General features: G+C 70.3%; 21 protein-coding genes and 1 pseudogene. 16 read left to right on the top strand and 6 right to left on the bottom strand.

Annotated features, from left to right (window positions below; genetic code table 11):
• The first annotated feature begins 336 nt into the window (after window positions 1-336).
• Window positions 337-1,620 (top strand): hypothetical protein, encoded by a 1,284-nt coding sequence (locus AB0I15_RS39100; protein WP_358107422.1) that lies wholly within the window; start codon window positions 337-339, stop codon window positions 1,618-1,620.
• Between the two features lie 224 nt (window positions 1,621-1,844).
• Here the strand turns inward: AB0I15_RS39100 and AB0I15_RS39105 are convergent, their stop codons facing one another.
• Window positions 1,845-2,771 carry an MBL fold metallo-hydrolase gene (locus tag AB0I15_RS39105; RefSeq protein ID WP_358107425.1) on the bottom strand — a complete coding sequence of 309 codons (927 nt, stop codon included), beginning with the start codon at window positions 2,769-2,771 and terminating at the stop codon, window positions 1,845-1,847.
• A 110-nt stretch (window positions 2,772-2,881) separates the two neighbouring features.
• Between AB0I15_RS39105 and AB0I15_RS39110 the strand changes: the two genes are divergently transcribed.
• Window positions 2,882-3,319: a single-stranded DNA-binding protein gene (locus AB0I15_RS39110; protein ID WP_358107428.1), complete on the top strand. Its 438-nt coding sequence runs from the start codon at window positions 2,882-2,884 to the stop codon at window positions 3,317-3,319.
• Between the two features lie 455 nt (window positions 3,320-3,774).
• On the opposite strand, the gene AB0I15_RS39115 is transcribed toward AB0I15_RS39110, so the two are convergent.
• Both AB0I15_RS39115 and AB0I15_RS39120 read right to left on the bottom strand, forming a co-directional pair.
• Complete coding sequence (locus AB0I15_RS39115) at window positions 3,775-5,082, bottom strand: DUF1015 domain-containing protein (protein WP_358107714.1); 1,308 nt, start codon at window positions 5,080-5,082, stop codon at window positions 3,775-3,777.
• Between the two features lie 201 nt (window positions 5,083-5,283).
• A pseudogene (locus tag AB0I15_RS39120) lies at window positions 5,284-5,598 on the bottom strand (DUF1015 family protein); the annotation flags it as partial.
• Between AB0I15_RS39120 and AB0I15_RS39125 the strand changes: the two are divergent.
• On the top strand, window positions 5,597-6,019 hold the full coding sequence (locus tag AB0I15_RS39125; RefSeq protein ID WP_358107431.1) for a tetratricopeptide repeat protein: 423 nt from the start codon (window positions 5,597-5,599) through the stop codon (window positions 6,017-6,019). The pseudogene AB0I15_RS39120 and the gene AB0I15_RS39125 overlap by 2 nt on opposite strands.
• Before the next feature lie 522 nt (window positions 6,020-6,541).
• Here AB0I15_RS39125 and AB0I15_RS39130 read toward each other — a convergent pair.
• Entirely contained in the window at window positions 6,542-6,982 is a 441-nt protein-coding gene (locus tag AB0I15_RS39130; RefSeq protein WP_358107434.1) for a TipAS antibiotic-recognition domain-containing protein, read from the bottom strand.
• 78 nt (window positions 6,983-7,060) lie between these two features.
• Here AB0I15_RS39130 and AB0I15_RS39135 point away from each other — a divergent pair, with 78 nt between their 5' ends.
• Entirely contained in the window at window positions 7,061-8,032 is a 972-nt protein-coding gene (locus AB0I15_RS39135) for an HAD-IIA family hydrolase (RefSeq protein WP_358107437.1), read from the top strand.
• Between the two features lie 309 nt (window positions 8,033-8,341).
• Here the strand turns inward: AB0I15_RS39135 and AB0I15_RS39140 are convergent, their stop codons facing one another.
• Together AB0I15_RS39140 and AB0I15_RS39145 are read right to left on the bottom strand one after the other, a co-directional pair.
• Window positions 8,342-9,394 carry an ATP-binding cassette domain-containing protein gene (locus tag AB0I15_RS39140; RefSeq protein WP_358107440.1) on the bottom strand — a complete coding sequence of 351 codons (1,053 nt, stop codon included), beginning with the start codon at window positions 9,392-9,394 and terminating at the stop codon, window positions 8,342-8,344.
• A gap of 58 nt (window positions 9,395-9,452) precedes the next feature.
• Window positions 9,453-9,800, bottom strand: a complete 348-nt coding sequence (locus AB0I15_RS39145) for an SCP2 sterol-binding domain-containing protein (protein ID WP_358107443.1) — start codon at window positions 9,798-9,800, stop codon at window positions 9,453-9,455.
• Window positions 9,801-9,926: 126 nt separating this feature from the next.
• On the opposite strand from AB0I15_RS39145, the gene AB0I15_RS39150 reads away from it, so the two are divergent.
• The 12 genes from AB0I15_RS39150 (at window position 9,927) to pssA (ending at window position 23,032) form a co-directional block, all read left to right on the top strand.
• A complete protein-coding gene (locus tag AB0I15_RS39150) occupies window positions 9,927-10,133 on the top strand; it encodes a hypothetical protein (RefSeq protein WP_358107446.1) in 207 nt (68 codons plus the stop codon).
• A complete protein-coding gene (locus tag AB0I15_RS39155; RefSeq protein ID WP_358107449.1) occupies window positions 10,130-10,942 on the top strand; it encodes a TlyA family RNA methyltransferase in 813 nt (270 codons plus the stop codon). The genes AB0I15_RS39150 and AB0I15_RS39155 overlap by 4 nt, the downstream gene beginning before the upstream one ends.
• Window positions 10,939-11,838, top strand: a complete 900-nt coding sequence (locus AB0I15_RS39160) for an NAD kinase (protein WP_358107452.1) — start codon at window positions 10,939-10,941, stop codon at window positions 11,836-11,838. Before AB0I15_RS39155 ends, AB0I15_RS39160 begins: the two co-directional genes overlap by 4 nt.
• 127 nt (window positions 11,839-11,965) lie before the next feature.
• Entirely contained in the window at window positions 11,966-13,675 is a 1,710-nt protein-coding gene (recN, locus tag AB0I15_RS39165) for a DNA repair protein RecN (protein WP_358107455.1), read from the top strand.
• 73 nt (window positions 13,676-13,748) lie between these two features.
• Entirely contained in the window at window positions 13,749-14,945 is a 1,197-nt protein-coding gene (gene steA / locus AB0I15_RS39170) for a putative cytokinetic ring protein SteA (protein WP_358107718.1), read from the top strand.
• Window positions 14,942-15,916: a copper transporter gene (locus tag AB0I15_RS39175; protein WP_358107458.1), complete on the top strand. Its 975-nt coding sequence runs from the start codon at window positions 14,942-14,944 to the stop codon at window positions 15,914-15,916. Before steA ends, AB0I15_RS39175 begins: the two co-directional genes overlap by 4 nt.
• Before the next feature lies 1 nt (window position 15,917).
• Window positions 15,918-16,775: a hypothetical protein gene (locus AB0I15_RS39180; RefSeq protein ID WP_358107461.1), complete on the top strand. Its 858-nt coding sequence runs from the start codon at window positions 15,918-15,920 to the stop codon at window positions 16,773-16,775.
• Window positions 16,776-16,857: 82 nt separating this feature from the next.
• Window positions 16,858-18,462, top strand: coding sequence for a lipid II flippase MurJ (locus AB0I15_RS39185; RefSeq protein ID WP_358107464.1), 1,605 nt, complete (start codon window positions 16,858-16,860; stop codon window positions 18,460-18,462).
• Window positions 18,463-19,229: 767 nt separating this feature from the next.
• Entirely contained in the window at window positions 19,230-20,312 is a 1,083-nt protein-coding gene (locus AB0I15_RS39190) for a glycosyltransferase (RefSeq protein WP_358107467.1), read from the top strand.
• A 175-nt stretch (window positions 20,313-20,487) separates the two neighbouring features.
• A complete protein-coding gene (locus AB0I15_RS39195; RefSeq protein ID WP_358107470.1) occupies window positions 20,488-21,471 on the top strand; it encodes a TerC family protein in 984 nt (327 codons plus the stop codon).
• A gap of 108 nt (window positions 21,472-21,579) precedes the next feature.
• Window positions 21,580-22,221: a phosphatidylserine decarboxylase gene (locus AB0I15_RS39200; RefSeq protein WP_358107721.1), complete on the top strand. Its 642-nt coding sequence runs from the start codon at window positions 21,580-21,582 to the stop codon at window positions 22,219-22,221.
• On the top strand, window positions 22,208-23,032 hold the full coding sequence (gene pssA, locus AB0I15_RS39205; protein WP_358107472.1) for a CDP-diacylglycerol--serine O-phosphatidyltransferase: 825 nt from the start codon (window positions 22,208-22,210) through the stop codon (window positions 23,030-23,032). The genes AB0I15_RS39200 and pssA overlap by 14 nt, the downstream gene beginning before the upstream one ends.
• Window positions 23,033-23,046 lie beyond the last annotated feature (14 nt).

The raw sequence follows: 23,046 nt of genomic DNA on the forward strand, positions 1-23,046 counted from the left end.
GAGGGTGAGGAGCGTCGGCCGTTCCGTGATCGGGACGATCGGGGTCCGCGCCGTGAGGGCGGGTTCCAGGGCGACCGTGGCCCGCGTCGCGAGGGTGGGTACCAAGGGGATCGTGGTCCGCGTCGTGAGGGTGGGTTCCGGGATGACCGTGGCCCCCGTCGTGAAGGTGGGTACGGTGACCGGCGTGAGGGTGGTGGCGGTCGCGACTCTCGGGACGCACGCCCGTTCTCGCGGGACGGTCGCGATGAGCGTCCCGGTGGAGGGGCCCGCGCTCGGTTCGGGCGGTCTGATCGTGAGGGGACGGACGAGGCTCCTCAGCGTGAGAAGCTGCCCGAGGTGGCGCCCGACATCGCCGCGGACGAGCTCGACAAGGAAGTCCTGGAGGAGCTGCGCTCCCTGCCCGGCGACCTCGCCGACCTTGTCGGCCGGCACCTGGTCGCCGCCGAGCGGGCGCTCGAGGACGACGACGCGGACCAGGCGCACGAGCACACCAAGGTGGCGCGCCGGTTCGCGGCCCGCATCGGTGTCGTACGTGAGGCCGCGGGCATCGTCGCCTACCGTGCCGGTCACTTCTCCGAGGCGCTGAGCGACCTGCGGGCGGCCAGGAGGATGACCGGATCGGACGCGTACCTGCCGGTCATGGCCGACTGCGAGCGCGGGCTTGGTCGTCCGGAGCGGGCGATCGACCTCGTACGCTCGCCGGAAGCCGAACGTCTCGACCGGGCCGGGCGCATCGAGCTGACCATCGTCGAGTCCGGCGCCCGCCGTGACCTCGGTCAGCACGACGCGGCCGTGATCACCCTGCAGCGCCTGCCGGAGCTGCGCGACCCGCAGCCCAAGCCCTGGTCGGCGCGGCTGGCGTTCGCGTACGCGGACGCGCTGGCCGAAGCCGGGCACCAGGAGGCGGCCACCGACTGGTTCGGCCGGGCCATGGCGTTCGACGAGGAGGGGGAGACGGAGGCCGCGGAGCGGTACGCCGAGCTCACCGGATCCGTCATCGAGGACGTCGAGGAGGAGTTCGACTACGAGGACGACTTCGACGACGCCGGTGTGGCGGCGGAGGCCGGGGACACGCCCGGGGACGACGTGGACGAAGCCGAGGCCATCGCCGAGGCGGGCGACCTTCTCGACAGTGGTACGGAGCCTGCCGCCGTGGCCGGCGACGTTCTGGAGGATGACTCCGACTCCGACGATGTCGAGGTTGATGACTCGGAGGACGCCGCCGAGGTCGAGCCGGACGACGACGAACTCGATGACCCGTCGGACGCGACTGAGGCCGACCTCAATGACGCGGCACCCGGCCAGGCGGAGTCCGACGACACGGAATCCAGTCGACCGGAGTCCGATGGCGCGGAGTCCGAGGATGCGGTGGTGTCCGAGGATGCGGTGTCCGTGGATGCGGAATCCGGCGAGTCGGAGTCCGATGACGCGGAATCCGGCGAGTCGGAGTCCGATGACGCGGAACCCGGCGGGTCGGAGAACGCCGAGAAGCCGGTAGAGCAGCGGCAGGCCGGGACACCGGGGATCACCCCGGCGTTCATCGAGCCTCACTTCGGTGACGTGCTCGACGAAGGCGACGGCCCGACCGCCAAGGACCGGCAGCCGAAGACCGACGACTGACGTCGTTGAGGTTCAGGCAGTGCGGTCTGCCGCCGCCGGTCAGGGCATGAGTCGGGTGCAGGCCCGGCGCCCCGCCGTACCCGGTGAATTCTCGGGTACGGCGGGCTGTCACGGCCCGGCGGCGGCCGCATTTGGATTCCACGGGTCGGCACCATTTGTGTGCGTTCGCGCGCCGCATGGACGGCGTGGAAGTGCCGCGTCTCCCCGTGATCGCCGAGTGGTGATCACGGGGAGACGCGGTCGAGCCAGTGCAGGATCCCCGCGACGTTCGACTGGGCGCCGCTGAGCAGCTCGACCTGCTCATTCACGGCCTCGTCGGGCGTCAGCGCGGCGTAGCGCTCCTTCGTACGGTCTCTGACCATGGCGACGGCGTGGTCCAGGTCCATCCCCTCCGCCCGCGCCTGCCGCGTGAGATCCACCCAGACCCGTAGCTCTTCCGCAGACCGCTCCAGGGTCTCCCGGACGGCGTCAACCGGCCCATAGTGGCTGAACAGCAACCGCTGCGGTCCAAGCGCCTCGAATAACGCGATCGAGTCGAGCGCGGTCCGCAGATCGAAGTCCGGTGGAGGGGTCGCGGGGCGCAGATCGCCCGTTTCGGGCAGGTAGACGCCGGCCGCGTCGCCGACGTACAGATCGCCGGTGGCGGAGTCGACCAGGCCCACGTGATGCTTGGCGTGGCCGGGCGAGTAGTGGCTGTTCAGCGTACGCCCGTTGCCGAGGTTGATGGCGCCGGTGTCGCCGAGGGCGACGATGCGCTCCGCCTCGGTCGGGGACAGTTCGCCGAAAAGGGTGTCGAGCTTGTCGCCCCACACCATCCTGGCGCTGGCCATCAGCCGCGACGGCTCGGCCAGGTGGCGGGCGCCTTTCTCGTGTACGACGACCTGGGCGGACGGGAAGAACTTGGCGATGTCGCCCACGCCGCCGGCGTGATCCAGATGAATGTGCGTCACGACGACCGTGGCCAGGTCGTCCGGGCCGACACCGAGCGAGGCGATCGCGTCACGCACCACGGGCGCCGAGGTCGACGTACCCGTCTCCACCAGGCACGGCCGGTCGCCCAGAATCAGGTAACCAGCCGTTATGCCCGAGTATCCGGCCATCTTGGTGTCGATCTCATAGACGTCGCCGCCTAACGCGGTGATGTTGTCCACAGGCACTCCCAAGCGTTTAGCCGTTATCCCCAGAACGGCGTTCTAGCCGATCCGGCCTTCCCCTCATCGTAGAGAGTGATCTCCACCAGAGCACCGATAGGAGGACGACGGTGGATCGAAACGAAGTCTTGCTGGTGGGGAGGCTGTCCGCGCAGGTCGAGGAGCACCCTCTGCCGAGCGGCGACACCGTGACGAAATGGCGCATCATCGTGCGCCGTCGCCGTCACAGACGTGGCGCGGCGCTGACCGACAGCATCCCGTGCATCACGTTCAACCCGGAGACGGCGGCTGTGGTCCGCGGCCTTAAGCCTCGCGACTACGTCGAGGTGACGGGCGCGTTCCGCTGTCGCGTCTTCGGCCCGTCGGCCGCCAAGATCTGGAGGTACGAGGTGGAGGTCGACACCGCCAGGCCGTACGAGGTGGACCTGTCGGCACCCGACGACCCTGCGGAGGATCCTCCGCGACCTGCCGCTTCTGAGGGCCATACCAACGGGAACGTCGCAGCACTGGTCCCTCGGCAGGTTCGCTATCTGGCACCTACCGGCTGACTGAGGGCGTCGGCCGAGGACGGCTGTTGTCGTTTGTTTTGGCGTGAAATGGGGCCCGCGAGGTGCCAGCCCTCTGCGCGGCCTGGCTCCGGCGGCCCGCAGAGGGCCGGGCCCTCACGGAGAAGGCTCATCTGGGCAAGCGCCCGGCCTGGCCGCGTAGGGAGTTCGTCGAGGGCCCTTGGTTGGGCGCCAGGAGCCTGGGCGCGTGAGGAGTTCGCGAAGGGGACCTGTGATTGCACCCACAAGATTCCATACGGTGCCATGCGGCCATCCAGCGGCTTCGGTGCCAATTGCCCGGATGGCCCGGCAAGACGCTTTCCGTCGCGCCTCGGTGGCGATTGATCGATTCGCTGCCACAGATCGTCCGAGACGATTCACGGCGACAGGTCGTCGGTTCTCACCCGATGGCGATCATCGCTGTCAGGTGCGCGGGCCATCTCGGCTCGGCATGGCCTTTAGTCGGTGGCGAATGTGCGTAGGACAAGGCCGGTTCTTGGTTTTGGGCCGAAGGAGGTGGATTTGCGGGGGACTCGTTCGCCTCCGGCGGCTACGGCCACCACGTCTTCGACGGCGAGCGGCTTGAGGATGACGGCGGTGCCGCCGGTTCGGGCAGCCAGTTGTACGGCGGCGGACGCGTGGTGGTGGACGATGCGTACCGTTTGCTCGCTGTCGTGCCTGCCCCACAGCACCGGCAGGACGAACTCGCTGAGTATCGAGGTGTTCAGGGAGTTCCAGCGGTCGGAGTGGTCGGCCGGCATGGCGCGGGCCAGTTGTACGGGGTCGGGGGCGGTGAGCAGGTGCGCGCCCTTCGCGTCGGCGAGCAGGAGAGCGGGCTCGGGGGCCGCCTCCAGCGCGGACTGGCCCTGGACCAGGTCGTCGAAGTCGTCTACGTGCCACGCGTCCCGAGCTCTGGCGACCGCCTCGGCCAGGGGGAGGCCGGGGATCACCCGGTGGATGGCCTTGAGGTCGGGAGGGTAGGCGGTGGAGTCCACGAGCAGGGCCAGCCCGAAGTCCCACGGCCCGTCCGCGTGTCCCCGCTCCGATGAGGGCTGGTGGGTGGCGTGTTCCTGGCGTTGGAGGATGCGGTAGGTCGCGTACCTGTGGTGGCCGTCGGCGATCAGTGCCTGCCGGTGGTGGAGGTCGGCGTTGATCGCGTGGATCTCGGCGGTGTCGGTGATCGCCCAGAGGCGATGGGTCAGGCCGTCTTCGGTGTGGGTGGAGATGAGGGGGTGTCGTTTCGTGGCCACCTCGTCCACCAGGCCAGTAGCGGTGCCGTCGCCGCCCTCGTACAGGAGGAAGATCGGTTCGAGGTTGGCCCGGGTGGTGCTCATGAGGGCGAGCCGGTCCGCGACGGGACCCGGCAGGACGTCCTCGTGGGGCAGGATGATGCGCTGCCCGGGGTCGGTCAGGCCCACGTCGCCGATCAGGCCGCGCTGGAGGATCTCGGGGCCGCTCTGCTCGTAGACGTACAGGGCCGGCACCTCGTCCGGCACCAGCACGCCCGCGTCCAGCCAGGCCCGCAGTGTGTCGCGGGCTTCCGCGTAACGAGCCTGACCAGGGACCTCGCCGGCCGGGTCGGGAGGACCCGCGTGATGGGCGGAGGGATCGGCAGGATGGCCGGGAAGGCTGGCCAGGTCGGAGAGGTCAGCGGGGTGATCGGAGGAGCCGGCGGGATGGTCGGGGAGGTCGGGGAGGTCGGCGGGGTGATGGGGAAGATCGGTCAGGTTGGGAGGGCCGGTGGGGTGATCGGGGGGATCGGCCAACTCGGGAAGAGCGGCGGGGCCGGGAGGGTCAACGAGATGATCGGGAGGACCGTCCGGGTCGGGAAGAGCGGCAGGGTGATCTGGAGAGCTGGTTAGGTCAGGAGGGCCGGCGGGGCGACGGGGAAGACCGGCCAGGTCGGAAGGGCCGGTGAGGTGATCGGGAGAAATGGTCGGGTGATGGGGTTGGGGGGATGAGGAATCGCTGGGGGAAGAGCAGGGAAGGATGAGGCGTACGACGTTGTTCGGGTGAGAGTCCAGGAGGACCTGCACGTCGGCGTCCGAGATCAGGTCGTACGGTGGGGAGGTCACCTTGGCGGGATCTTCGACAGCGAAACGTACGCCTCGGAAGGGCCGTAGCACCAGACCATCCGGTGCCGGCAGTTCAGGAGTCCCCATACCGGGCATGGTGTCATAAATGCCCGCGCCTTCCGGGAGACGCCCCACGGTTGTAGTCGCGCCCGTTCCGCAGCAGGGCGGGGCGGGGTCGCCTTTAGCTATGAAGGAGTCCTCACGCATGTCCCACGACGGAAATGTTCATGACGAGAGCGAGGGCACTCCCCGAGGCGGCGTTTACGACTGGTACCAGCGTGGGGTGAAGTTGCTGAAAGAGGGAAGTCCCGCTGCCGCGGCGGCTTTGCTCGAGCGGGCCGCAGCGGCCGAACCCGAATCGCGCAGCATCCTGGAGGCGCTGGCGCGGGCGCAGTTCAACTCGCGGCAGTATGCCGAGGCTGCGGCCAGTTTCCGGCAGATCGTGGACGCGAATCCGGCCGAGGATTATGCCTACTTCGGGCTGGGATTGGCATTGTGGCGGACCGGGGATGTGGAGGGCGCCCAGGAACCGCTGGCCATCGCCGTGGCCATGCGACCGGACGAGCGCCATTATGTGTCGGCGTTGAAGAGTGTGCGCGCTACGTTGCGGGCTCGCCGCGAAATGTAATGGCCGGTCGGTCGAAATTCAGTGTGGTGAGTGCCGTGCGCTGAGGTGCAGTGCAGCGAGTGGGGTGCGGTGTCAGGGAGTGCGACTTGCGGCGCGGTGTGGTGCGGTGCAGCGAGTGGGCTGCGGCGCGATGAGTGCCGTGAGTGGGATGCGGTGCAGCGAGTGCGGGCTTGCGGCGCGGCGCGGTGAGTGGGGCGCGGCGCAGTGGGGTGAGTGGGGTGGGGTGCAGTGGGGTGAGTGGGGTGGGGTGCAGTGGGGTGAGTGGGGTGGGGTGCAGTGGGGTGAGTGGGGTGGGGTGCGATGAGTGTGGTGCGGCGAGTGCGGGCTTGCGGTGTGGCGCGGTGAGTGCGGCTTGTGGTGCGGTGCAGCGGGTGGGGTACGGCGTGGTGGGTGCGGTGCGGTGCGGTGCGGTGCGGTGCGGTGCGGTGCGGTGCAATGCAGTGAGTGCGGTGGGGTGAGGGGGTGTGGGAGGGGCGCGCTGACGGAGCTTCCGTTGCCCCGTCAGCGTGGTTCGAAGGTATGTCAGGGGTTGTTGCGGGTGGCGTTGGCGGATATGGCGGCCTGGTAGTACGCGGCCAGGCCGGGGGCTGTCCGGTCGATGGCGGTGGTGAAGCGGGCGTCGGAGACGTACATGTCGCCGAGGCCGCGGTGGATCTCGTACGTGCAGGTGTAGCACCACCGGGTGATGTGCGCCCGGTGCTCCTCCGCCAGGTCCATGGCCTGGTCGCCGTCCGCCGGGGCGCCCGAGCGCATCGCCTCCTCCATGCGGGCCGAGATGTCGCCCGCCTCCGCCATGAAACACTTCCAGTCCTCCTTCGTGAACGACGACGTGGGGCGCGTCGCCTCGGCCCAGGCCGGTGAATCGCCCCAGCGCCGCTCGGCTTCGGCCGCGTGCTCGTCCGGGTCGAAGTCGCCGAACAGCTCCGCGCGGTCGTTGGCGGTGAGCTTGAGGTTCGCGGTCATGGCCATCCTTCCTGTAGGCAGGTACGAAGGCGACGCTAAAGTCTCACGCGGCGTGAGAGTCAAACAGGAAGAGGCGCTGTGCTGATCGACGGCTATGACACCCTGCTGCTCGACCTCGACGGCGTGGTCTACCTGGGTGACCAGGCGGTGCCCGGGGCTCCGGAGGCGCTGGAGCGGGCGCAGGGACAAGGTGCGCGGCTCGCGTACGTGACCAACAACGCCTCTCGGACGCCGGCCGCCATCGCCGCCCATCTGCGCGCGCTCGGCGCCCCCGCGGGTGCCGCCGATGTCGTGACCTCGGCGCAGGCAGCCGCGCGGCTGGTCGCGGAGCGGGTTCCGGCGGGGTCGAACGTGCTGGTGGTGGGTGGGTCCGGGTTGCGGCTGGCGGTGCGGGCCCGAGGGCTGCGGCCGGTCTCGACGGCGGCCGAGTCGCCTGTGGCGGTGGTGCAGGGGATCGCGCCCGGGCTGTCGTACGGGCTGCTGTCCGAAGGGGCGCTGGCGGTGCGGCAGGGGGCGTTGTTCGTGGCCTCCAACGGTGACAGCACGATGCCGACCGGGCGGGGGGAGCTGCCGGGCAACGGGTCCATGGTGCGGGTGATCGCCACCGCCACCGGGGTCGAGCCCGTGTACGCGGGCAAGCCGGACCCGCCGCTGCACCGGGAGTCGATGATCCGTACGGGTGCCCGCCGGCCGCTGGTCGTGGGAGATCGGCTGGACACCGACATCGAGGGGGCCTCGAACGCCAAGGTCGACAGCCTGCTGGTGCTCACCGGGGTCGCCACGCCGGTCGACGCGCTGACCGCCGAGCCCCGGCATCGGCCCACGTACATCGGGGAGGACCTGGGGGCGCTGCTCCAGCCCTATCCCGAGGTCCGGGACGGCGCGTGCGGGGGCTGGCGGGCGCGGTGGCAGGACGGAGTGCTGCACCTTGACGGCGACGGCAGCCGGATCGACGGGCTGCGTGCGGCCTGCGACGCCGCCTGGGCGGCGGCCGGTGAGGGACGGCTCGAGGAGGACGCGGTCAAGCCGGTCCTCGAGCGGATCGGGTGAGGGGTGGTTGGGGCGGGATGTGGGTCTCGTTGGTCTTCGAGCGGATCGGGTGAAGGGCGATTGGGGCGGGACGTGGTCACGTTGGTTCTTGAGCGGGTCAGGTGAAGGGCGATTGGGGCGGGACGCGGTCAAGCCGATGCTCGAGCCGGTCGGGTGAAGGGCGATTGGGGCGGGACGCGGTCAAGCCGATGCTCGAGCGCGTTCGGGTGAAGGATGGTCCGAAGGGATGCGGGTCATGCCGGTTCTAGAGCGGAACGGGTACACCGCGGCTTGAGGGGGACGTGGGCGAGCCTTACGTGGGTTGGCCGGTCAGGTCACGCGGTGGCTGGTCTGGCGGGCGAACTGCCAGGCGCCCACGGTCAGGAGCAGGGCCGAGGCGAGCACCAGCGCCGCCAGTGACACGGGCACCCCTCCGCTCCACCCCTGGAGCACCAGCAGGCGCATCGCCTCGATGGCGTACGTCAGCGGGTTGAGCCGCGCCACCGCCTCCATCCATCCCAGCATCGCCGAGAGCGGAACGAACGCGTTGCTCATGAACAGCAGCGGCAGCGACGCGAACCCCGTGATCGCGAAGAACGTCCCGTGTGACGGCACCGCGCACGCCAGCGCCATCGCCGTGGCCGTGAGCGCCAGCGTGAGCAGCCCGGCCGCCACCAGGATGGCGAGCAGCGCGGCCTTGAGCCCGGCGGGCGTGCCGCCGGCCACCTGCCGCCCGTGGTCGATGATCGCCAGCCGGTCGCACAGGCGGTCGGCCTCGTCCATGTAGTTGGTCGCCAGCAGCACGGTCATGCCCTCGTCGCACAGCGAGCGGATGTGGTCCCACATGTGGTGGCGCGACCACACGTCCAGGCCCAGCGTCGGCTCGTCGAGGATGAGCAGCTCGGGTTCGTGCAGCAGCCCGCAGGCCAGTTCGAGGCGCTTCTGCATGCCGCCGGAGTACTCCTGGACGAGCCGTCCGGCGCTCTCCGTCAACCCCACGAGCTCCAGCACCTCGCCGACCCGGGCCTTCAGCCGCCGCCTCGGTACGTGGTACAGCGCCGCCTCTATCTCGGCCTTCTCCCTGCCGGTCAGCAGGTAGTGGCCCATGGGGGAAACCTGCTGCGGCACGTATCCGATACGGCGGCGTACCTCTCCGGCCGCCCGTACCACGTCGAACCCGCACACCCGCGCCGTGCCCCCGCTCGGCGGCAGCAGGGTGGACAGCATTCTGATGGTGGTGGTCTTGCCCGCGCCGTTGGGGCCGAGCAGACCGAAGATCTCCCCGGGCGCGATCGCCAGGGCCAGGCCGTCGACGGCGGGATGATCGCCGAAGGCGCGGCTCAGGCGGTCCGTCTCGATGATCAGACCCATTTGTTCGCCCATCGCCAAATAGTTAACGATGCCATTAAATAACTGGGCGACGGGACGGGTCAACGGCCCTCTAGATCAGCCGGCGCAGCCGGAGCAGGTCACCAAAGCTCGCGTCGATCTTCACCCGCCCTCCGAGCAGCGCCCGCGCCAGGTCCAGCTCCCCGTCCACCAGCGCGACCAGGTCGTCGCTCGCGATCGTGAGCTTGACGTCCGCGGACTTGCCGTCCGGTGGCGACTCCTGCGTGAACGGGTCGAGCCCCCCATGGTGCAGCCGGCCGTAGAAGATCACGTCGAGGTCGGACACCCGAGCGCTGACCGTGCGCTCGACCACGTGCTTGGCGCGGTCCTCCTCGTCGATCTCATCGAACTGGGCGACGAGCTTGGCGAGTGCCGACCGGCACTCCTCGACGCTTGCCATGATGCGCATCCTTTCTTCCCTTTGCGGACGGTAGCGTTCCACATCACTAGCACCCCCGTATGAGCTTCAACGTGTGACACGCCTGCCAAGGTCCCGGGCGCTCGCGCGAGGCGTTACGGTCGAGTCATGACTGAGGTGCCGGAGGAGACCGGCGATGAGCGGGTCGACGCCATCGTGGCCGGTCTCGGCGGGCTGGGCGAGCTGCCCGTGAGCGAGCACGTCGCGGTCTTCGACGAGGCGTTCGCCGGGCTGGAGGGCGCGCTCGCCACCGTCGTCGACGCCGCCGGTGAGCCCGGCGACACCACCGCCGACGAGACCATGGGACGCCGGTGAGCCGCAAGATCCGTCTGGACAGCGAGCTCGTCCGCCGGGGGATGGCCCGATCGCGTGAGCAGGCCGCCCAGCTCATCGAGGACGGCCGGGTCAGCGTCGGCGGCCAGCAGGCCCGCAAGCCCGCCACCCAGGTCGACACCGCCTCGGCGATCGTCGTGGCGGCCTCCGACGACGGGCCCGACTACGTTTCGCGCGGAGCGCACAAGCTGCTCGGCGCGCTGGAGGCGTTCACGGGCCTGTCGGTGGAGGGCCGCCGCTGCCTCGACGCGGGCGCCTCCACCGGCGGGTTCACCGACGTCCTGCTGCGCCGCGGCGCCGCCCACGTGCTCGCCGTCGACGTCGGCTACGGCCAGCTCGCCTGGTCGCTGCGGACCGACGAGAAGGTGACGGTGATGGAGCGCGTCAACGTACGCGACCTCACCCCCGAGATGGTCGGCGAGCCGCCCACGCTGATCGTGGGCGACCTGTCGTTCATCTCGCTGCGGCTCGTGCTGCCCGCCCTGGTCGGGGTCGCCGCGCCGCGCGCGGATTTCGTGATGCTGGTGAAACCGCAGTTCGAAGTGGGCAAAGACCTCGTGGGCGCGGGCGGGGTCGTCCGCGACCCGGGGTTGCGGGCGTGTTCGGTGGCCGACGCCGCCGCCAAGGCCCAGGAGCTCGGGCTGACGGTGCGCGGTGTGACCGCCAGCCCGCTGCCCGGACCGTCGGGAAATGTGGAATATCTGCTCTGGCTGGGCAAGGGAGAGGGCGAGCCGCCGGTCTCCGACCTCGAAGTCGAGATCCAGCGCGCCGTCGTGGAAGGGCCGCAATGAAACGGACCGTCCTGGTCGCCGTACACACCGGGCGTGATGTCGCCGTCGAGACCGCCAGGCTGGTCATCGACCGGTTGGTGGGCGCCGGCATCAATGTCAGGGTGCTCGACTCCGAGAGCGAAGAACTCGGGTGCGGCGGGGCCGAGGCCGTCGCCGCCGACCCGAGCGCCGCTAAGGACGCCGAGGTCATGATCGTGCTCGGCGGCGACGGGTCGCTGCTGCGCGCGGCCGAGCTGGCCAAGCCCGCCGGCACGCCGCTGCTGGGGGTCAATCTCGGGCATGTCGGGTTCCTGGCCGAGGCCGAGGTCGCCGACCTCGCGGCGGCGGTCGACAGCGTCGTGGCCGGGCGCTACGACGTCGAGGAGCGCATGACGATCGATGTTCTCGCCCGGCAGAACGGCAAGGTGCTCGCCCACACGTGGGCGCTCAACGAGGCCACCGTCGAGAAGCAGGAGCGCATGCTCGAAGTGGTCGCCGAGATCGACGGCCGGCCGCTGTCCAGGTGGGGGTGCGACGGCGTGATCTGCGCCACCCCGACGGGCTCGACCGCGTACGCGTTCTCCGCCGGCGGCCCCGTCGTGTGGCCCGAGGTCGAGGCGCTGCTCATGGTGCCCATCAGCGCCCACGCGCTGTTCGCCAGGCCGCTGGTGGTCTCCCCGCGCTCCACGCTGGCCGTCGAGATCCTGCCGGACACGCCCGGCGGGGTCCTGTGGTGCGACGGGCGCCGCAGGTTCGAGCTTCCGTCGGGGACACGCGTCGAGGTGCGCAGAGGCTCCGAGCCCGTACGCCTGGCGCGCCTGCACGGCGTCGAGAGCACCGGCGCGCCCTTCACCGACAGGCTGGTCGCCAAGTTCGAGCTACCTGTTCAGGGATGGCGCGGAAGGGTGCGACCCTGAGTGAATGGAGGGGATAGCGCGTAGGATCACGTGGGCATGACGGACCGTCCCCAGCGGTCCGTGGCAGGCCGCGAGGTCTGCGCTCAGAGGTGTGACCATCGGACATGGCAGTGAACGGGAGTGGGCAGTGCGACCCAGGGTCGAGGAGGTCCGCATCCAGGGGCTCGGCGTCATCGACGAGGCCGTGCTCGAGCTTTCGCCGGGCTTCAACGTCGTCACCGGCGAGACCGGCGCGGGTAAGACGATGGTGGTCACCGGGCTCGGGCTGCTGTTCGGTGGCCGGGCCGATCCATCGCGCATCCGTCCCGGCGCCGACCGGGCGACCGTCGAGGGCACGCTGATCATCGAGCCTGGCGGGCGCGTCGCCCAGCAGGTCGAGGACATCGGTGGCGCGGCCGAGGACGGCGAGCTGATCATCTCGCGGGCCGTCTCGGCCGAGGGCAGGTCCAGGGCATGGCTCGGCGGGCGCACGGTTCCCGTGGGCACGCTGACCTACCTCGCCGACGACCTGGTGGCGGTGCACGGGCAGATGGACCAGCAGCGGCTGCTGCAGCCGGCCAGGCAGCGGGCGGCGCTCGACCGCTATGCCGGCAACAAGCTGGTCAAGCCGCTGCGGGCCTACTCGCAGGCGTACAAACGGCACAAGCAGGTCGCCGCGCTGCTCGACGAGCTCACCACCAGGGCCAGGGAGCGGGCGCAGGAGGCCGACAGGCTGCGCTTCGGCCTGGAGGAGATCGAGAAGGTCGACCCCAAGGCGGGCGAGGACGTCGAGCTGCGCTCCGAGGAGGAGCGGCTCTCGCACGCCGACGCCCTGCGCAGCGCGGCGACGACCGCGCACACCGCGCTCCTGGGCGACCCGATGGAGGCCACGGGCGGCCCCCACGACGTGATCTCCCTGCTCGGCGAGGCGCGGGCGGCCGTGGAGACCGTGCGCGACTTCGACAGCGAGCTCTCCGGCGTGGCCGACCGGCTGGCCGAGGCCGGATACCTGATCTCCGACGTGGCCACCGACCTGGCGGCGTACGCGGAGTCGATCGAGGCCGATCCGGCGCGGCTGGCGGCAGTGCAGGAACGCCGGTCGCTGCTGTCCGGCCTCATCCGGAAATATGCCCAGGACAGCGCCGGGGTGCTGGAGTGGGCGCAGCAGTCGGCCGCCCGCCTGGGCGAGCTCGAGGGCGACGACGAGCGCATCGACGAGCTGACCCGCGAGCAGGAGGAGCTGACCGTCCGGCTCACCGAGCTGGCCGCCGAGCTCACCGGCGTGCGCGAGGCCGCCGCCGAGCGGTTCGGCAAGGCCGTGACCGACGAGCTGACGGCGCTGGCCATGCCGCACGCCAGGGTCGTCGTCCAGCTCACCCAGAGCGAGGACTTCGGCCCCGAGGGACGCGACGAGGTGGAGCTGCGGATGGCGGCACATCCCGCCGCGCCGCCCCTGCCGCTCAACAAGGGCGCCTCCGGCGGTGAGCTGAGCCGGGTGATGCTCGCGATCGAGGTGGTCTTCGCCGGCGCCGATCCGGTGCCGACGTTCGTGTTCGACGAGGTCGACGCGGGGGTCGGCGGCAAGGCCGCGGTCGAGATCGGGCGCAGGCTGGCCAGGCTGGCCCGCACGGCGCAGGTGATAGTGGTCACACATTTGCCGCAGGTCGCGGCGTTCGCCGACCAGCATCTCGTGGTCGAGAAGGCGAGCGACGGCAGCGTCGTCCGCAGCGGCGTCGTCACGCTCAATCATGAAGGCCGCGTGCGCGAACTCTCGCGCATGCTGGCCGGACTGGAAGACTCCGAACTGGGCCGCGCGCACGCCGAGGAACTGCTGGGACTCGCGGCCGCCGACAGGTGATCCTGGGTGACATAGCGGACACGCCGCGTCATGCGTGGCCTCTGCGCTGTTTCGCTCTGGCAGGATGGTCATGATGAAGGTTCCGGGAAGCAGAATGCCGGGCCTCCGCGGGAGGAAGGTCGGAGACCTTCCCGGTGTAACGGCAGTGGCGAGAATCGACCGGCGTACTAAGAGGCTTACAAAACGCCTCCAGCCTGGAGAAGTAGCGATTATCGACCATGTTGACGTTGACCGGGTCAGCGCGGAGGCACTCGTCGCGTGCGGTGCGGCGGCCGTGGTCAACGTGGCCTGCGGCATCAGCGGGCGCTATCCCAACCTGGGGCCACAGATTCTGCTGGAAGCCGGCGTGCCGTTCGTCGACAACGCCAACGCGGAGCTGTTCGAGCGGGTCAAGGACGGCGACGTCGTCCGGGTCTGCGAAGGGGTCGTCTATCTCGACGAAGACGTGGTCGGCAAGGGCGAGGAGCAGACCACCGAGGCCGTCGAGGCCGCCATGGCCGAGGCGCGCGCCGGGCTGGCCGTGCAGATCGAGGCTTTCGCCGTCAACACGATGGAGTACGTTCGTGGTGAGGGCAAGCTTCTCATCGACGGAGTCGGCGTGCCTGAGATCCGCACCCCCATGGAGGGCAGACATGTCCTCATCGTGGTGCGCGGATATCACTATAAGGAAGACATCGCGACCCTGCGGCCCTACATCCGCGAATACCGGCCCGTCCTGATCGGCGTCGACGGCGGCGCCGACGCGCTGCTGGAGGCCGGCTACCTGCCCGACGTGATCGTCGGCGACTTCGACTCGGTCTCCACCAAGGCGCTGACCTGCGGAGCCGAGCTCGTCGTACACGCCTACCGCGACGGCAGGGCGCCCGGCCTGGAGCGCGTCCACCAGCTCGGCCGCGAAGCGGTGATCTTCCCCGCCACCGGCACCAGCGAGGACATCGCGATGATCCTGGCCGACGACAAGGGCGCCGAGCTGATCGTCGCCGTCGGCACGCACGGCACGCTGGAGGAGTTCCTCGACAAGGGGCGCTCCGGCATGGCCAGCACCTTCCTCACCCGGCTGATCATCGGCAGCAAGCTCATCGACGCCAAGGGCGTCAGCAGGCTCTACCGCAGCCGCATCACCACCTCCCAGCTACTCCTGCTGGTGATCACCGCGTTGATCACCATGGGGGTCGCGCTCGTCTCCTCGCCGCTCGGCAAGACCTGGCTGAACGGCCTGCAAGACTTCTGGAACGCGTTCATCTTCTGGCTGGTCGGACTCTTCTCGTGATCGATTTCCGCTATCACCTCGTCTCCACCGTCGCCATCTTCCTGGCTCTGGCGGTGGGGATCGTGCTGGGCACCACCCTGCTGCAGGACCCGGCGCTCGATCTGGCCAAGAAGACCAGCGACGAGCTCTACAACGCCAACAACGGCCTGCGCGCCGACCTCGACGCCCTGCGCGGCAGAGAGGCGGGCAACGACACGTTCATCGCCGGGATGACGCCCGAGATGGTGGCCGGCGACCTGACCGGCCAGCGGGTGCTGCTCATCGACGCGCCGGGCTCCAGCACCGCCGTGCGCGAGGCCGTCCAGCAGGTGCTCGACCAGGCGGGCGCCGAGGTCTCCGGGCGCGTCACGCTGACGGAGAAGTTCCTCGACCCCAAGGGCAAGGGCGTGCTCGACGGGCTGGTCAACCAGCTCAAGCCGGTCAACATGATCTTCCCCGCCACGGCCACGAGCTGGGACCGGGCGGCCGCGCTGCTCTCCGCCACCTTCGTCACCACCGACCAGGCCCAGAGCGCCACCCCCAACCCGGCCACCGCCGACGTGATCAGCACGTTCGAGGCGGGCGGGCTGATCAGCACCGAAGGCGACCCGGCCAAGCGGGCCACACTGGCGGTGATGTTCGCGCCGGAGAAGCCGTACGAAGGCGAGAACGGCGAGATCCAGGCGGGCGCGCTCGTCTCCGTGGCCGGCGGGTTCGACCTCGGCAGCAAGGGCACGGTGCTGGCCGGAGGCGCCGCCGGCGCCGCCTCGCTCGGCGACCCGGTCGCGCTCCTGCGCGACGAGGGCGAGATCTCCAAGCGCGTTTCCACCGTCGATACCGCCGATACGCCGGTGGGGCGCGTCGCGATCGTCTACTCTCTCCGCGAACAGCTGAGCGGGCGGGCCGGCCAGTACGGCATCGGCAAGGGAGCCTCGGCCCCCATCCCCGTCGACACGTCCGCCACTCCGACCCCCACCGAGTCAGGGAGCTGACATGCCTGCCCGCCGGGCCCTGCTGTACGCCCTCGCCGGAGCCGCCATCGGCGCCGCGGCCGCCCGCGCCGCCTACACGGCCTTCACCCGCAACCGCCCGGCCGACCTGTCGGGCCGCTGGACCAGGAAGAACCACCGCGGCGAGCCGATCACCCTGCTCGAAGGCCCCGCGTTCGTGGCCGGCTCAGGAGCCGCCGCCGCGCTCACACCGGGGCTGCCCGGCCGCGTACGCGCGGCGGCGCTGCTCGCGGGCGTCGGCAGCGGGACGCTGGGCGCCTACGACGACCTCTATGGCACCACGTCCTCCAAAGGCTTCAAGGGCCACCTGACCGCGCTCGCCCGCGGCGAGGTCACCAGCGGCGCCGTCAAGATCCTCGGCATTGGCGCCACCGGGCTCGGCGCCGCCGCCCTCGTCTCCGACGGCCCCGTCGACACCCTGGTCAACGGCGCCACCATCGCCGGCGCCGCGAACCTCGCCAACCTCTTCGACCTGCGCCCCGGCCGGGCCATCAAGGTGGGCCTGCTGACCGGCGGCCCGCTGCTGGCCGCCTCCGTCTTCCGCGGCTCGCCCGCCGCGGCCGCCCTGGTCGCCGTCCCGCTCGGCGCCGCCGCCGCGCTGCTGCCCGACGACCTCGGTGAGCGCGCCATGCTCGGCGACGCCGGGGCCAACTCCCTGGGCGCCCTGCTCGGCCTCGCCGCCGTCACCACGATCGGCAGGCCCGGCCGGTACGCGCTGCTCGGCACCGTCGCGGCGCTGACCGCGGCCTCGGAGAAGGTCAGCTTCACCAAGGTCATCGCCGCGAACCCGGTGCTCAACCGCATCGACATGCTCGGCCGCCGCCCGGTCGCCACAGTGTGACCCACGCGTGACCCGAGAGTCACGATTGTCGGCCCGGCCTGCCAGGATGTCTGCGTAAGCGTTGCGGGGCCGGGGAGGTCGGGTGGGTGTGGTGACGGCGCGGGGCGTCGCGGGCGGCGCGATGCTCATCGGGGCGATCACCGTGCTGGCGCGCGTCGCCGGCTTCGCCAAGCAGTACGCCTTCGCCCAGACCGTCGGCACCAACTGCCTGGCCACCGCCTACATGACGGCCAACCAGATCCCCAACATCGTCTTCGAGGTCGTCGTCGGGGGCGCGCTGGCCGGCATGGTGGTCCCCGTGCTCGCCGGCGACGCCGGGCCCGGCGCGCGGGAGCGGGCGGGGCGGATCGGCTCGGCGCTGCTCACCTGGGTGGTCGTCGTGCTCGTGCCGCTGGCGGTGCTCACCGCGGTGTTCGCGGGGCCGATCATCGGGTTGCTGTTCGGTGACGGCGTCGACCGGTGCGACGACCTCGGCGCGCTGACCGCCGTGGCCACCCGGATGCTGGTCGTCTTCGCCCCCCAGATCCCGCTGTACGGCGTGGCCGTGGTGCTCTACGGCGTGCTGCAGTCGCACAAGCGGTTCGCCGCTCCCGCGGTCGCGCCCCTGGTGTCGAGCATCGTGGTGATCGTGGCGTACCTGCTGTTCGTGCCGCTCAGTGGTGGGACGAGCGACCCCGCCAGGGTGCCGGAGCCCGCCGAGCTGGCGTTGTCCGTGGGGACGAGCCTGGGCGTGCTCTCCCTGGTGCTGGCCGTGCTCTGGCCGGTGGGGCGGCTGCGGCTGCGGTGGCGGCCGACCTTACGGTTCCCTGACGGCGTGGCCGGGCAGGTGCGCAGGCTCGCCCTGGCGGGCATCGCGGCACTGCTCGCCCAGCAGGCCGCCATGATCGTGGTGCTGGTGCTGTCGAACCACGCGATCGGCAACGGGGCCATCGCCATCTACAACTACGCGTGGGCGATCTATCTGGTGCCGTACGCGGTGCTGGCCGTGCCCATCGCCACCGCCGCGTTCCCCCGGCTGGCCGCGCAGGCCGGCGATCCGGTGGCCTTCTCGGCGCTCACGGCGCGCACGACCCGGGCGGTGGTGCTGGTGTCGGGGCTGGCCGCCGGGGTGCTGGCGGCGGCGTCCGGGCCGGGGGCGGTGGTGTTCCTCGCGGGCAAGAGCGACGTGCCTCCGGCGCAGCTCGCCGCGGCGATCGCCATGTTCGCGCCCGGGCTGGTGGGCTATGGGCTCGTCGCGCATCTGAGCCGGGTGCTCTACTCGGCCGGGCGCGGGCGGGCGGCCGCCACCGGGACCGTGATCGGGTGGGGGGTGGTGATGGTCGCCCAGACCGTGTTCGTACTGGTGCTGCCCGATGAGTGGGAGATCGGGGGGATGGCGCTCGGGATGAGCGTGGGCATGAGCGTGGGCGGGGCGCTGCTGCTCGGGTCCGTGGTGCGGGCGCGGGGCAGGGCCGCCGTGGCCGGGCTGCTCCGGGCCGGAGGTGCGGCGGTGGCCGGCGGGGTGCTGGGGTACCTGGCGGGGGCGGCGGTGGCCGGGTGGCTCGGGGCGAGCGGGATGTGGCCGAACGTGGGGGCGACCGTGGTGGCCGCCGTAGTGGCGCTGGTGGTGGGGGCGGCGGTCGTGGCGCTGACGGATCGCGAGGACGCGGGCGCCGTGGCCGGGTTGCTCCGCCGGGGGCGCTCGTAGTGGATCGTTTGGCCGTTGGGACGGGTAGCGGTGCCGACGTGATTTGGGGGCGTGACTTGAGGGCGTGGGATGGGCAGTAGGCGCTTGGCGGGCGCATGGCGCTAGTGGTGTCGTGGTCGGTGGAGCCGGGGCGATGACGGCCGTGCGGCCTGTGAAAGCGGTGATGGCGGTCTTGTGGTCGGTGGAGAAGGGTCATGGCGGCCATGAGGTCTGCCGCGAGGCGGTTACGGCGCCCGTGTGGGCTGTGGAGCGGGGCGATGACGCCCGCGTGGTCTGTGGTTGAAGGTGACAGGGGTCGAGAAGCTTGTGGGGAGATGTCGGGTGGTCGTCCGAATGAGGGCGGCTGGTGGCCCGGGTCGAGGAGCGAAGAGTAGCGGGGCTGAGGAGGGATGAGCGGCAGCACGGCCAGCGCCAGCGACGGGGACGGCGTAGTCCCAGCCGCGCCTGCTCAGGCTGCCGGTGAGCCAAGCTGCATTGAGAAGAGATGAGCGCCGGGGTTGTGAAGAGACGGGCGGTGGATTGGGGAGCGATCAGCGGCGGGGTTGTGAAGAGATGGGCACTGGGGTTGGGGAGGGATGAGTGGCGGGGTTGTGAAGGGACGGGCACTGGGGTTGGGGAGGGATGAGTGGCGGGGTGGTGGAGAGATGAGAGTTGGGGTTGTGAAGGGACGGGTGGTGGGATTGGGGAGGGATCAGCGGCGGGGTTGCGGAGAGATGAGAGTTGGGGTTGAGGAGGGGTCAGTGGCCGGGTTGAGGAGGGAGTGGGTCGTGCGGGTGGCTTTTGTGCTGGGGACCACGTCCGGGGGCACCGGGCGGTATGTGCTGATGCTGGTCCGAGGGCTGGTGCGGCGGGGGCATCGGGTGGTCGTGGCGGGGCCGCGCAGTGTCGAGGAGCAGTTCGCCTTCTCCTCGGCGGGAGCGCGGTTCGTCGAGGTGCCCGTCTCCGATCGGCCGCATCCCGTCAACGACCTGCGGGCGGTGCTCGCTCTCAGGCGGCTGACCCGGGACGCCGACATCGTGCACGCTCACGGGATGCGGGCCGGGGCGCTGGCCGCGCTGGGACGGCGCGGGCCGGTGGTGACGCTGCACAACGCGCTGACCGCGGGCGGCTTCGTGGGCCTGGTGTACGGCGTGCTGGAGCGGATCGTGGCGCGGCGGGCCGGCAAGGTGCTGGTCGTCTCGCCCGACCTCGGCGAGCGCATGACCCGGCTCGGCGCCCGTGACGTGCGGGCCGCCATGGTGCCGGCTGCCGCGCTGCCGCCCGCCAAACGGACGCCTGAGGAGGTCCGGGCGGAGCTGGGGGCGGGAGAGCGGCCCCTTCTGCTGACGGTCGCGAGGCTGGCCCAGCAGAAGGGGCTGGACACGCTGCTCGACGTCGCCGCCGGGCCGTGGACGGGCGCGGAGCGGGAAAGGCCGCTGTTCGTGGTCGCCGGGGAAGGACCGCTGCGGGGGGAACTGCGGCGCAGGATCGACGCCGAGGCCCTGCCCGTGCTGCTGCTGGGCAACCGGGACGACGTGGCCGACCTGCTCGGCGCGGCCGTCGCCCTGGTGATGCCGAGCCGGTGGGAGGGGCAGCCGCTCACGCTCAGGGAGGCGCTCATGGCCGGCACTCCGGCCATCGCCTCCGAGGTCGGCGGGATCCCGGAGATCCTGGCCGACGCGGGGATCCTGGTGCCGTACCGCGACGCCGGCAGGTTCCGTGAGGCCGTACGGGAGTTGCTGGCGAGCCCGGGAACTGCACTGAGGCTGGCCGAGGCGGCCGTGCGGCGGGGGCGGGAGATGCCTGATGGTGACGATGCCGTGGAGAGCGTGCTGGCCGTATACCGAAGGGAAGATCGAAGGGATGATTAGGTGAGGTCGGGGCGTTCTCATATACTGCCTGGGTTAGGGAGGGGAGTATCCCTTCGCGACAGCCTCGTCATCACGGTGTAGCCCCGCTCCACGGGGCCCCCGGGGCTGCCGGTCCGCAGATTCACGCGGGCGGGAGAGACCTCCGGCGATGATGCGTGCATGCCGGAGGGTTTGAGTGAGCGTACCCGTGTGGGCCTGGATCGCCGTGATCGGCGGTCTTCTTGTTGTTCTGGCCGTTGACTTGTGGATCGTCGACCGCGGGGAAGCCCGAGAGTTCTCCATGCGGCAGGCCGGATACTGGGTGACATTCTATGTCGCCCTCGCCGTCGCCTTCGGAGCGCTCATGTGGGCCACCGCGGGCGGGAGCGCGGCCGGGGAGTTCTTCGCCGGCTACATCACCGAATACAGCCTCAGCGTCGACAACCTGTTCATCTTCTTCATCATCATGAGCCGGTTCGCCGTGCCGAAGGCCTACCAGCACAAGGTGCTGCTGGTCGGCATCCTGCTCGCGCTCGTCATGCGCGGCATCTTCATCGCGCTGGGCGCCGCCGCGCTCGAGCGGTTCAGCTGGCTGTTCTACGTCTTCGGCGCCTTCCTGGTCTACACGGCGATCAACATCGTCCGTCAGCACCTCAAGGGCGACGAAGAGGAGTTCAAGGAGAACGCCATGCTGCGCTGGGTGCGCAGGGCCTTCCCCACCACCGAGGGCTACGTCGGCTCCAAGGTCACCGTCAAGATCGACGGCAAGCGCATGGTCACGCCGATGCTCATCGTGATGGTCGCCATCGGGAGCACCGACCTGTTGTTCGCCCTCGACTCGATTCCGGCGATCTTCGGCCTCACCAAAGACCCCTTCATCGTCTTCACGGCCAACGCGTTCGCCCTGATGGGGCTACGTCAGCTCTACTTCCTGCTGGGCGGCCTGCTGCAGCGGCTCGTGTACATCAGCTACGGTTTGGCGTTCATCCTGGGGTTCATCGGGGTTAAGCTGGTATTGGAGGCGTTGCACTCCAGCCATGTCTCCTGGGCGCCTCAAATTCCCATCTGGGTGTCGCTCTCGGTCATCGGAGCCACCATGGTCATCACCACCGTGGCCAGCCTGATCAAGGCCCGCATGGACACGCGCAAGGGCGAGGAAACGCACCCGGAGCAGGTCTAGCGAAAAGGGCTTCGAGGCGCTTTGCTTGTGTAGTTGTGCCGTGTCATAGTTGCTCGTTCTGTAACATCACGGCAAAGCGCCCAGTCCTATCACCACCAAAGGTTGTACGTGTCAGACGATTCTGCTAAGTCGAGCCGCGTAAGGCTCGCACGCGGGGTCTCCCCGTGGCTCCTCCCGACGGCGGCCGCGGCGGCCGCCACCGTGCTGCTGACGCGCCGAGACCGGCGATGGGCGCTCGCGGCGGTTCCGCTGAGCGCGCTCACCGGCGGGATGCTCTGGTTCTTCCGCGACCCCGACCGCACGCCGGGCGGGGGGCGCATCCTGTCACCCGCCGACGGCGTGGTGCAGAGCATCGATCCCTGGCCCGACGGCCGCACCCGGGTCGCGATCTTCATGAGTCCGCTGAACGTGCACGTCAACCGTGCCCCCCTTGCGGGAAATGTCGCATCCGTGCAGCATGTGGCAGGTGGGTTCCTGCCGGCGTTCAACAAGGACAGCGACCAGAACGAGCGCGTGGTGTGGCATTTCGAGACCACGCTGGGCGACATCGAGATGGTGCAGATCGCGGGCGCGGTGGCGCGCAGGATCGTGCCATACCTGAGTGCCGGTGCGAAGGTCACGCAGGCAGAGCGGATCGGGTTGATCCGGTTCGGCTCGCGGGTCGACCTCTACCTGCCCGAAGGGATATCTCCCGCGGTCTCCGTGGGGGAGAAGACGGTTGCGGGGGTGACCAGAATTGACCGCGGCTGACGCCGGCAGCTGGCAGGCGGATGAGGAAGAACCTCGAGGTCCCGTCGGAAAGGCGTTCCGCCTGTCGGCCGCGGACTCGCTGTCACTGGGCAACGCCGTCTGCGGCTTCCTCGCGGTGTGCGTGCTGGCCTACTCCGCCATCCAGCAGCTTCAGGTGGGCGGCGGCCGGTTCACGCCCGAGCCCAGCTACTTCGCCACGGCGATCGTGCTGCTGCTCATCGGCGCCACGTGCGACCTGTTCGACGGGCTCGTCGCGCGCCGCTTCCGCGCCTCCGCCATGGGGGCCGAGCTCGACAACCTGGCCGACGTCATCAGCTTCGGTTTCGCGCCCGCGTTCATGGTCGTGATCTGGGGCGGGTTCACCGATCAGGTGCCGTTCACCGCCGTGCTCGCCACGGCCGCGGCCGTGCTGGTCGCCGGGGTCGTGCGGCTGGCCAGGTTCGCCTGCGTCAAGACCACGAGCGGCGACTTCATGGGCCTGCCCATCCCGATGGGCGCCATGACCGTGATCTCCATCGTGCTGCTCTTCCAGCCGAGCTTCTGGACCCTGCTCGGCGTGCTCGCCGTGGCCTGGCTGATGGTCAGCCGCATCGAATATCCCAAGCCGAAGGGCCAGCTCGCGGCCGTCGTGCTCGGGTGGATCATGGTGAACGTGGCGTTCCTCACCGTCTGGGTCGCCTGGCCCGAGGGCGGCGACCTGCCGATCAAGATCGGGGCGAGCATGCAGATCGCCCTTGTGGCGGCGATTCCGCTGCGAATGCTGTTCTACAAGCGCGAGCAGCGCAAGGGAGCCGAGCGCATCCACAACTAGCGGGATTTTTCGCC

The sequence above is a fragment of the Nonomuraea sp. NPDC050643 genome (assembly GCF_040654715.1).
In the GTDB taxonomy this organism is placed as follows: domain Bacteria; phylum Actinomycetota; class Actinomycetes; order Streptosporangiales; family Streptosporangiaceae; genus Nonomuraea.